The sequence below is a fragment of the Brevundimonas huaxiensis genome (assembly GCF_014218725.1).
In the GTDB taxonomy this organism is placed as follows: domain Bacteria; phylum Pseudomonadota; class Alphaproteobacteria; order Caulobacterales; family Caulobacteraceae; genus Brevundimonas; species Brevundimonas huaxiensis.
Genome location: NZ_JABBJE010000017.1, coordinates 1 through 10,234 on the forward strand (window position 1 = coordinate 1; position 10,234 = coordinate 10,234).

8 protein-coding genes are annotated in these 10,234 nt (G+C 62.4%); 7 read left to right on the top strand and 1 reads right to left on the bottom strand.

Annotated elements, in window-relative coordinates:
• Positions 1 to 232: 232 nt before the first annotated feature.
• From HF680_RS15500 to HF680_RS15520, 5 genes are all read left to right on the top strand, one after another.
• Entirely contained in the window at positions 233 to 3,655 is a 3,423-nt protein-coding gene (locus HF680_RS15500; protein ID WP_235969013.1) for a response regulator, read from the top strand.
• Positions 3,656 to 3,658: 3 nt separating this feature from the next.
• Complete coding sequence (locus HF680_RS15505; protein ID WP_185225695.1) at positions 3,659 to 4,483, top strand: CheR family methyltransferase; 825 nt, start codon at positions 3,659 to 3,661, stop codon at positions 4,481 to 4,483.
• Positions 4,480 to 5,055 (top strand): chemotaxis protein CheB, encoded by a 576-nt coding sequence (locus HF680_RS15510; RefSeq protein WP_165116476.1) that lies wholly within the window; start codon positions 4,480 to 4,482, stop codon positions 5,053 to 5,055. Before HF680_RS15505 ends, HF680_RS15510 begins: the two co-directional genes overlap by 4 nt.
• A complete protein-coding gene (locus HF680_RS15515) occupies positions 5,052 to 6,191 on the top strand; it encodes a sensor histidine kinase (RefSeq protein ID WP_185225696.1) in 1,140 nt (379 codons plus the stop codon). Before HF680_RS15510 ends, HF680_RS15515 begins: the two co-directional genes overlap by 4 nt.
• 127 nt (positions 6,192 to 6,318) lie before the next feature.
• Positions 6,319 to 6,930 carry a tyrosine-type recombinase/integrase gene (locus HF680_RS15520; protein WP_185225697.1) on the top strand — a complete coding sequence of 204 codons (612 nt, stop codon included), beginning with the start codon at positions 6,319 to 6,321 and terminating at the stop codon, positions 6,928 to 6,930.
• 59 nt (positions 6,931 to 6,989) lie between these two features.
• On the opposite strand, the gene HF680_RS15525 is transcribed toward HF680_RS15520, so the two are convergent.
• Positions 6,990 to 7,388 (bottom strand): putative quinol monooxygenase, encoded by a 399-nt coding sequence (locus tag HF680_RS15525; RefSeq protein WP_185225698.1) that lies wholly within the window; start codon positions 7,386 to 7,388, stop codon positions 6,990 to 6,992.
• A 261-nt stretch (positions 7,389 to 7,649) separates the two neighbouring features.
• Between HF680_RS15525 and HF680_RS15530 the strand changes: the two genes are divergently transcribed.
• A complete protein-coding gene (locus HF680_RS15530) occupies positions 7,650 to 8,945 on the top strand; it encodes a cation:proton antiporter (protein WP_185225699.1) in 1,296 nt (431 codons plus the stop codon).
• A gap of 121 nt (positions 8,946 to 9,066) precedes the next feature.
• A complete protein-coding gene (locus tag HF680_RS15535; protein WP_155800718.1) occupies positions 9,067 to 9,519 on the top strand; it encodes a surface-adhesin E family protein in 453 nt (150 codons plus the stop codon).
• Positions 9,520 to 10,234 lie beyond the last annotated feature (715 nt).

The following is a 10,234-nucleotide window of genomic DNA, read 5'->3' on the forward strand; positions in this document are numbered from 1 at the left end:
TGATCGAGGCGATCAGGGCCTGAGGCGATGGCGTCCTGCGCTTCGTCTCCACCTCCACCCCGCCACCGCTCAGCAGGTTTTTACACGGCCTCGACTCAAAGCGGCGGTTGGTGACGTCCGCTTTCGGTCAGGGAAATTATGAAAACATCGGTGGCGTCCTCAGCACTGTTTGCCCAGGTGTGGCTTGCAGCTATGGACGGGCGGAATGAACTTTTCGGGTTGGAGAGCGAGCTTGGCTCAGACGCAGCATGGCGTTGGACGCATTCGATCGAAGGTCGAAATTTGGGTCGGAGTGGGCGTCGTGCTCGTTCTCGCCTTCTTCCTGATTAGCGGCGTCGTCGCCTACCTCAACGTCCAGGGCCTGCGCGCCAATAGTCAGAAGGTGGTTGGAACCCATACGACACTGGTGGCCATAGACCAGGTCCTGTCGACCGTGCAGGACGCTGAAACGGGACAGCGCGGTTACCTTCTCACGGGCCAAGACCGTTATCTTGAGCCCTACGAAGACGCCGTGGCCGCAATGGACCGTGACCTTGCGATCCTCACCGAAGTGACCTCGCGCGACCCAGCGCAGCAGGCCAACCTCAAAGAGGTCAAGCGCCATGTCGGCGTCAAGATGGAGCAGTTGACCCGGGGAATCGAAGCGCGGCGTACGGGCGGCCTCGCGGCGGCCGTCGCGATGATCGAAACCGACCGCGGCAGGACGGCGATGAATGCGATCCGGGAACGCTTGGCCATCATGCGCGCCGACGTCGCGCAGCAGCGGCGACAGTGGCTGTCTGAGATGGAGGTCGCTTACCGGACCGCCCTGCTGACCGGAATCCTGTCCGCCCTGCTCGGCGCCGCCCTCACCGTCGGGGTGTTCCTGCTCATCCGCAACAGCACGCGGGAACGCGCCCGGCGGGAGTGGCTTCAGGCCGGACAGGTTGGGCTCGCCGAAGCAATGAGCGGCGACAAGACCATCGAGGCGCTGGCCGACAGCATCTTGGGCTTCCTGGCTCGATATGTCGACTTTCAAGCCGCAGCGATCTTCAAGGGCGAAGGCGGCGTTTTCCGCCGCGCCGCCACCCTGGGCGTTCCATCAGACGCGCCCGTGCCTATGGAGTTCCGACTTAAGGAGGGCCTTCTGGGCCAGGTCGCCGCTGATGGGGCGTCAGTGCTGCTGACGGATGTCCCTCAAGGCTATCTGACTATTGGATCCGCGCTGGGACGGGATGACCCGCGTCATCTCGTCATCGCCCCTGCGAACGCCGATGGCGTCATCAACGCCGTGATCGAGTTGGGCTTTATCCATGCCCCGGGACCGCAGGTCCTTCGGCTGCTGGACGAAAGTGCGGCTGCGATAGGCGTCGCCCTCAGGTCGGCGCGCTATCGTCTGGATCTTCAGAACGCCCTCGAAGAGACCCAGCGCCAGTCCGAGGAACTACAGGTGCAGAGCGAAGAGCTTCGGGTTTCCAACGAGGAGTTGGAGGAGCAGGGGCGCGCGCTCAAGGAATCCCAGGTGCGGCTGGAGCAGCAGCAGGTGGAGCTTGAACAGACCAACAGCCAGCTGGAAGAGCAAGCACAGGTTCTGGAGGGACAGCGCGACGACCTGGAACGGACCGGCGCCGATCTGGCCCTCAAGGCCCGGGAGCTCGAAGCGGCCAGCCAGTACAAGTCCGACTTCCTCGCCAACATGTCCCACGAACTCCGGACGCCTCTTAACTCCCTGCTGATCCTGTCGAAGCTTCTCGGCGACAACAGCGACGGAAACCTGTCCGAAGAGCAGGTTCGCTACGCCCGGACCATTCAGTCCTCGGGCGACGATCTGTTGACGTTGATCAACGACATTCTCGACCTCTCCAAGATCGAGGCCGGGCACGTCCAGATCCGTCCCGAAGCTGTTTCGGTCCAGAGACTGGCCGGCGACTTGCGCCAGCTGTTCGATCCGATTGCAGACCAGCGGGGGCTGAACTTCACGATCGACGTCGCCAAGGGGACGCCCGATCTGGTTGAGACGGACCGTCAACGTCTGGAACAGATCCTTAAGAACCTGCTTTCGAACGCCTTCAAGTTCACAGAGAAGGGGAGCGTAAAGCTGAGGATCGCGCCCGGCGACCGGGGCTTGGATTTTTCGGTGAAAGACACCGGAATCGGTATTTCGCGCGAACAGCAGAACAGCATCTTCGAAGCCTTCCAGCAGGCCGACGGCACGATCAGCCGCAAGTACGGCGGGACGGGGCTCGGACTTTCGATCTCCAGGGAACTGGCTCGGTTGCTCGGAGGCGCGATCACTCTGGAAAGCAAGCCCGGCAAAGGCAGCACCTTCACCCTCAGCGCGCCCCTCGCCTACGACGCCGCTCAGGTTGCGTCGCGCGCGCCCTTTGCTCCGCAACCCGCGGCGTCCTCAGTCACGCAGGCCGCCCCGAAATCGTCGCCCGCTGTCCTGCCCCGCGCGGTTGAGGATGATCGGGACGCGCTGGCCGTGAACCGGCGCACGTTGCTGGTCGTTGAAGACGACGATCGTTTCGCCGCCATCGTCCGGGACCTGTCGCGCGAAATGGCGTTCCAGTGTCTTGTGGCCAGTAATGGCGAGGACGCGATCAAGCTCGCCAAACAGTACCGGCCGAGCGCCATCGTCCTTGACGTCGGCCTTCCTGACCAGTCCGGTCTGACGGTCCTGGACACGCTGAAGCGCGACGACCAGACCCGCCATATACCGATTCATGTGGTGTCCGCTGGAGACCATGCCACGACCGCGCGCGCGCTTGGCGCGATGGGGTATCTCACCAAGCCGGTCAAACGTGAGGCGCTGGCGGATGTCCTTCGGGCCCTGGAGGAGAACCTCACCCGGACCGTTCGACGAGTCCTGATCGTGGAGGATGACGCCGTCCAGCGCGAGGCCATGAGAGCCCTTCTGTCGAGCGGCGGGGTCGAGACGGTTGGGGTGGGCACGGCGGCGGAATGCCTTCAAACCCTCGAACAGCAGACCTTCGACTGCATGGTTGTGGACCTGTCCCTGCCCGACGCCTCCGGCTTCTCGCTGCTGGAGACGCTCAGTCTGAACGGTCAGCAGGCCTATCCGCCGGTGATCGTCTATACCGGCCAGGATCTGACGGCGGACCACGAGCAACAACTGCGCCGCTACTCCAGCTCAATCATCATCAAGGGCGCCAAGTCGCCGGAACGCCTGCTGGATGAGGTCTCGCTGTTCCTCCACCAGGTGGTCGCCGACATGCCGCCCGAACAGCAGCGCATGATCCAGAAGGCGCGAAATCGAGACGCCGTGCTGGAAGGCCGGCGCATCCTCGTCGTCGAGGATGATGTCCGAAACATCTATTCCCTCACCAGCGTCCTCGAACCGCGCGGCGTCGTCGTGCAGATCGCGCGCAACGGGCAGGAAGCGCTCGACGCGCTCGATGCGTCCGCCGCCTCTGCACCCGCCATAGACCTCGTTCTGATGGATGTGATGATGCCGGTCATGGACGGGCTCACCGCGACACAGCGCATCCGGAGCGATGGACGCTGGGGCGGCCTGCCGATCCTGATGCTGACCGCCAAAGCCATGCCGGACGACCAGGAACGCTGTCTCGCAGCAGGGGCCAACGACTACATGGCCAAGCCCCTGGATGTCGATAAGTTGCTCTCTCTGGTCCGCGTGTGGATGCCGCGCTGATCCATGGCCGACACTCTCGAAGACCTCGAAATCCAACTGCTGCTGGAGGCGCTGTTCCAGCGCTATCATTTCGACTTCCGTCACTATGCCCGTGCGTCGATCAAGCGGAGGCTGGTCCAGGCCCGCGACCAGATGGGCTATCCGACGCTGACCGCGCTGCAGGACGCTGTCCTGCACGACCCGACGATGCTGCCCCGGCTGCTGGGCTATCTGACTGTGCAAGTCAGCGAGATGTTTCGCGATCCGACCTATTTCAAAGCCTTGCGCGAGACCGTGCTTCCACATCTGCGCACCTATCCGTCGCTCAAGGTTTGGATCGCGGGGTGCAGCACCGGCGAGGAAGTCTACTCCCTGGCCATCCTGTTCCAGGAGGAAGGGCTGTATGATCGCACCCTCTTCTACGCGACCGACATCAATCCCGATGCGCTCCGCGCAGCGGAAGCCGGGGTCTACGCCCTCGATCGGCTGCGCAAATTCACTGAGAACCACCAGAAGTCGGGCGGACGTTCGTCCCTGTCCGACTACTATACGGCCGACTACGGGCGGGCCGTCTTCGACCGTAGCCTCAGCGCCCGGGTCGTCTTCTCCGATCACAGCCTGGTCACGGACGCGGTGTTCGCCGAGATGCAACTGATCTCCTGCCGCAATGTCATGATCTATTTTGATCGCGCCCTGCAGGATCGCGCCATCGGCCTGTTCAAGAACTCCCTGCCACGCGGAGGCTTCCTCGGCCTCGGCTCCAAGGAAAGTTTGAGGTTTTCAGCCCACGCCGGCGAATTTTCTGAGTTCGTCCTCCAGGAAAAGCTCTACCGAAGGCTAGGCGCATGAGTGTCCCATCACAACGCGCGGTGGTGATCGGCGCTTCCGCCGGCGCCGTCCAGGCGCTTTTAGCCATCCTTCCCATCCTCCCAGCGGACTATCCCTTGCCCATTCTGATCGCGGTCCATGTCCCCCCGGATCGAGGCAATGGTCTCGTGCCGCTGCTTCAAGCGAGCTGCGCCCTTGCGGTGCTTGAAGCCGAGGACAAGGAAAGGGTCCTTCCTGGAACCGTCTATTTTGCGCCCCCCGATTATCACCTTCTGGTCGAGCGAGATGGCGGGCTGGCCCTGTCCTCGGATGAGCCGGTCAACTATTCTCGCCCATCGATTGACGTTCTCTTCGAAAGCGCCGCCGACGCCTATGGAGCCGGCCTGATCGGTGTCGTGCTGACGGGCGCCAACAACGACGGGGCCGCCGGACTGAGAGCCGTTATGGAAAGGGGTGGCGAGGCCTTCGTCGAACGCCCGTCAGAGGCCTATGCGTCAGCGATGCCAGAAGCCGCTCTCGCGGCCTGCGCGGGCGCAACGGCCATGAGTCTGGCGGACATCGCAAACTATCTGGTGGAACTCGAAGCCGCATGACGACCCTCGACACCCCGATAAAGGTTCTTCTCGTTGATGATCTCGAGGAAAATATCCTCGCGCTTGAGGCTTTGCTCCAGCGCGAAGGTCTCCACCTGCTCAAGGCGAAGTCCGGAGATCAGGCGCTTGAGCTGCTCCTTGCCGAAGACGTCGCTCTCGCCCTCCTAGACGTGCAGATGCCTGGCATGGACGGCTTCCAACTGGCCGAATTCATGCGCGGCAACGCCCGGGTCCGTCATGTCCCCATCATCTTCGTCACGGCGGGCAGCGCAGAACAGCAGCGCCGGTTTCGCGGCTATGAGGCCGGCGCGGTCGATTTTATCCAGAAGCCGATCGAGCCTGATATCCTGCGAATGAAGACGGAGATCTTCATTGAACTCTATCAGCAGCGTGAGCGGATACGCCTGCAACGAGACGAATTGGACGTGCATGCGACGGCCTTGAGCGCCGCAGATCAACGCAAGAACGAGTTCCTGGCGGTCTTGGGTCATGAGCTACGCAATCCCATCATGGCCCTGAACGCAGGGCTGAAGTTGCTCGATCGCGCCGGCGAGCCAGATCAAGCCGCCGTCATCCGGGAGCGGATGGCGACCCAAGTGTTTCACCTCTCGCGGCTTGTCGAGGATCTGCTTGACGTTTCGAGGATCGATCAGGGCAAGATCGCCCTGCGCTTCGAACGGGTGCAGTTAAAGACCGTGCTGGACTCCGCGATCGATACAAGCCGTCCCAGGATCGACGCGGGTGGGCATGCCTTCACGTTTGACCTACCGACGGAAGCCGTATGGGTCACAGCCGACTTCACCCGCCTATCGCAGATCGTCAGCAATCTGCTGACCAACGCAGCCAAATACACTCCGTCGGGCGGGACGATCCAGCTCCGGGCGAACGCCGGGCCCGACTACGTCGAAGTCGCCGTCTCCGACACTGGCGTCGGCATTTCCAAGGATATGCAAGCTCGGGTCTTTGAGCTGTACACGCAGTTGAAGGGGCCCGACGATCGATCCAGCGAAGGCCTTGGCATCGGTCTGGCCCTGGTCCGCCAACTGGTCGATCTGCATAAGGGCGACATCCGCGTGGAAAGCGACGGTCCGGGCGCCGGCAGCTGTTTCACCATACGGTTGCCGCGTTCAGCATAGCATCGACCGTCGGAGTAGGCGCGGCTATTGCCAAACAATGCGGCAGTGAATGTCTGGGACTGGCGCACAGAAGTTCATTATCTGGAAGCAGGCGTCACGACAGGCAGGCGACCTCAGAGAAGGGGGCATGCGACAGTCTGACCTGTTCCTACAACCGAAGCCCTCAGGGAACGCCGGCCGTCTAATCGGCCCCAAGGCGCCGCTTAAGCCCAAGCTCATCTGGTCCATCCGACAACAGTTGAGTGTGGCCAGGAGATTTCGCGACCTCGCCATGTTCAACTGCGCGTTGGATTCGAAACTACGCGCCTGCGACCTGGTCCGACTTCGCGTGAGCGATGCGGCGAGAGGCGGTGTTCTCCGTCAGCGGTCGGTCGTCATCCAACAGAAGACCGGGAGACCTGTGCCCGTTGAGATCACCGAGCCTGCGCGTGATGCGATCGCTGCTCGCCTGAGTGTGCGGCGCCAGCCTGAAGACGACTGGCCGTTCCCAAGCCGGAGCCGGTGCGGCCAGCACATCGGCGCCAGGCCGTATGCTGGGCTGATAGACCGATGGCGCAGCCCTAAGGGTACGGCGCTCACAGCCTTAGACGCACTAAGGTCTCGCTCATTCACAAGAATGACAGGCAATCTTCGCGCATGCCAGCTCCTGATCGGCCACAGGAGATTGGAGAGCATAGTCAGATATCTCGGTATCGAGGTGGATGACGCCTGGGAGATGTCAGAGCAAATCGACTTGTGACCCTAAGCCGGGCCCTGAAGCAGGCCCGGCGATGGTCAGCTTTGGGTGGGAAGCGGATGTTAGTGGGCAGGCGCCGAGAGGCCGTACCCTCCTGCGGGCGCCGTCTCGGCCACCCTCGACATTTCCGCGATCATCGGTCGCCCTCTCGAGATCGCATCGCGGACCGCCGGAAGCGTGAGTGACGCGCCGTGCGCTTCCTTGCTCTGCCATGCCTCTGTGATCCAAATCACCTCCGGCTCTAGCGGGTCCAAAGCAACGATGTAGCTCAAACAGCCCGGCAGTCCGCTTACACCCTCGATGAGGACTCTGACCAGCTCGTCGCGATGACCTGGCTGCGCTGTCATTTTGCCGATCAAGCCGTACATCGATGAACTTTCCATGTCCGCAGCAGACGCGCGAAGCGGTGAAGTGACGGCCAAGCCCACGCCAGCAACGACGATTCTGCGGCTGATTTCCATCGCAATACGTTAGCTGGCCGATGGATCGAGACAAGCGGATAGTTCCGCAACGGGTCGATTTCGGTCCTGGGCTTTGGCGCCGAACGCGGATGTTGGCCGTTAGGCCGGAAAGCAGTCGCCCTTGACGCCAAATCGGGGTGATTAGTGGACGTTCCTCATCGAAACAACGGGGCGTGGAACCATAGCCTCTAGAAACGACCGGTAACCGGACGGGCGTTGCCGCATTAAGGGAACGACGCCTTGTCGATCCTCCGGAGAGCCATGCCCGATCCCTATATCCTCATGCTGTTTGTGGTGGGGGCGCTGGTCGCGCTGGTGGCGTGGCTGCCGCTGGTGTTCCGGCGCGCGCCGCTTTCGCTGCCGATCGTCTGCGTCGGGCTTGGGGCCGCGCTGTTCAGCCTGCCGCAGGTGGGGTTCGATCCGCTGCCGCAGACCTATCCCGAGATCACCGAGCGGCTGACCGAGTTCGTGGTGATCATCGCTCTGATGGGGGCAGGGCTGAAGATCGACCGGATCTTCAATCCGAGGCGATGGGGCGTGACCTGGCGGTTGCTGGGCGTCACCATGATGCTGTCGATCGTGGCGATCGTGCTGCTGGGATGGACGGTCCTGGGGCTGGGCCTGGCGGGGGCGATCCTGCTGGCCGGCACGCTGGCGCCGACCGATCCTGTGCTGGCGTCGGACATCCAGGTGGCGGCGCCGGGCGAAGGGCGTGAAGACGAGGTGCGGTTCGGCCTGACGTCCGAGGCGGGGCTGAATGACGGGTTGGCGTTCCCGTTCGTGAACCTGGCCATCGCCCTGGCCCTGGTGGCGGAGGGCCAGAAGGACGACTGGTTCGTAGAGTGGCTGACCGTCAGCGTGCTGTGGGAAATCGGCGCCGGGCTGGGCATCGGCTGGGCGATCGGCTGGCTGTTCGGCTGGCTGACCTTCACCATTCCGGTCAGCACGCGACTGGCCGCGACGCGCGACGGGTTCATCGCCCTGGCGGCGACCTTCATCTCATACTCGGTGACGGAGATGCTGCACTGCTACGGCTTTCTGGCGGTGTTCATCACGGCGCTGGCGTTCCGGCACGCCGACCGGGACCACGATTTCCAAGTCGAGATGCACGACTTCATCGAGCAGATCGAGCGTATGGCGATGATGGTGGTGCTGGTGCTGTTCGGCGGGGCGCTGGCGTCGGGCCTGCTGGCGCCGCTGCGGCCGCTGGATGCGATGGTGGCGTTGGCGATCGTGCTGGTGGTGCGGCCTCTGACCGGGATGATCGGCTTCATCGGCTGGAGGCAGCCGATGCGCGAGAAGCTGATTCTGGCCTTCTTCGGGATCCGGGGCGTGGGGTCCTTCTACTATCTGGCCTATGGGCTGAACGCCGCGCCGTTCGAGAGCGACGACCGGCTGTGGGCCATCGTGGGGCTGATCTGCCTGATGTCGATCCTGCTGCACGGGATCACGGTCACGCCGGTGATGCGATGGTTTGACCGCAGCGAAGGCCGCGATCCGGATGCAGAGGCGGATGGGGTGCAGGCCGAAACGTCGGGGCGAGGAACGTCAGCCTGACTTTGTGACCAAGGCCGATTGGATCAGGCACCTCAAATGTCCGCTACGGGTGGAAAGCAGACATCGGTTCAGTCAGTCGCTATAAATCCACGATGGAATTTGCAGCCAGAGTGGTCGCCGAGTGAAAGCGAAGCAGGTTTTGACGATCGCAGCAGCTCTATCATCGGCTTCTGGCATCGCTTGGGCGAGCGATTGGAGGCTTGTGGAAGTCAGCAGCACCAAAGCGACCGCAGTAGAAATGTCCACCGTGGTTCACTCCGATGGCAGAGCGACCGCTTGGACGGCGATGATGCTTCCTTTGACTGTTTCGGGAATGGACTACGCCTTGTCGCTAGCTGAGTATGATTGCGAAGCCCGCACGACAAAGCCGCTTTCCGTCGTTTGGTATGATGGCGGCGGCCAGTTGGTGACGCGGTCCGACTTGGCTGGTCCCGCAGTAGCCTCCGGCGATAAACCGACAGAGAGCTTGATCTTGAAAGCCGTATGCACCAACGAGTTTGTCAAAGACGGCGACATTAGCTGGGCCACAGCGCTGAGCTTGTTCCGAATGTATCGCAACATTCCTGCCACGTGACTCAACATCCGAAGCGCTCTTGAATGCTCGGGTGTCTCGCCCGAATCTCTTTACATATTTCAGCGATGCCCCGTTTACCGGCTGTGTCCCCCGTTGGTCGGCGAATTGACGCGGTAGGTGCGAGCCGGCCAAAGTCGTCGTAAGTAAGGACCTCGCCCGGATTGCCCACGATCTGGTCACGGCCTCGACTTTAGCGAACTTCCCATCGAGCAAAGGCGTAGTAGCTATCGCCCGCTTGGGGGAAACTGCCACCGCGTACCTGCGCAGTCGCTCTGAGCTGAACGCGTGTTGCCCATGCGCCGAACGAAGACCCCGGCTGCGACTCGTCGACAAGACCGCACGCCGTCGTCACGCCACCTTCACCGAGGTCGCATTTCAACAGCGCCCACCCCTTGCCCGTTCCCTCGATGGGCATCGTAGCCATCAGGTTTCGTGGCACTCGTCCCAGGAGCTCAGCAGGGCACCAAAGCCGAGATCCAGTCGCTGGATCACGCTCGGATAAATCACAAACGGCGGGTTCAGGCCGCGCTGGGGCAGGTGGTGGCGATTGACTGAGAGCGAAAAACATCAAGGCGATGATCATCAGCCGTCCTAGATTAATTCGCAAACGTCCGCAACGGGTCGAGGCCGTGTAAAAACCTGCTGAGCGGTGGCGGGGTGGAGGTGGAGACGAAGCGCAGGACGCCATCGCCTCAGGCCCTGATCGCCTCGATCA

Bases quoted from the DNA above. Each gene is read 5' to 3' on its own strand.
- HF680_RS15520 (WP_185225697.1), top strand. From the start codon at position 6,319: ATGCGACAGTCTGACCTGTTCCTACAACCGAAGCCCTCAGGGAACGCC.
- HF680_RS15530 (WP_185225699.1), top strand. From the start codon at position 7,650: ATGCCCGATCCCTATATCCTCATGCTGTTTGTGGTGGGGGCGCTGGTC.
- HF680_RS15525 (WP_185225698.1), bottom strand. From the start codon at position 7,388: ATGGAAATCAGCCGCAGAATCGTCGTTGCTGGCGTGGGCTTGGCCGTC.
- HF680_RS15505 (WP_185225695.1), top strand. From the start codon at position 3,659: ATGGCCGACACTCTCGAAGACCTCGAAATCCAACTGCTGCTGGAGGCG.
- HF680_RS15510 (WP_165116476.1), top strand. From the start codon at position 4,480: ATGAGTGTCCCATCACAACGCGCGGTGGTGATCGGCGCTTCCGCCGGC.
- HF680_RS15515 (WP_185225696.1), top strand. From the start codon at position 5,052: ATGACGACCCTCGACACCCCGATAAAGGTTCTTCTCGTTGATGATCTC.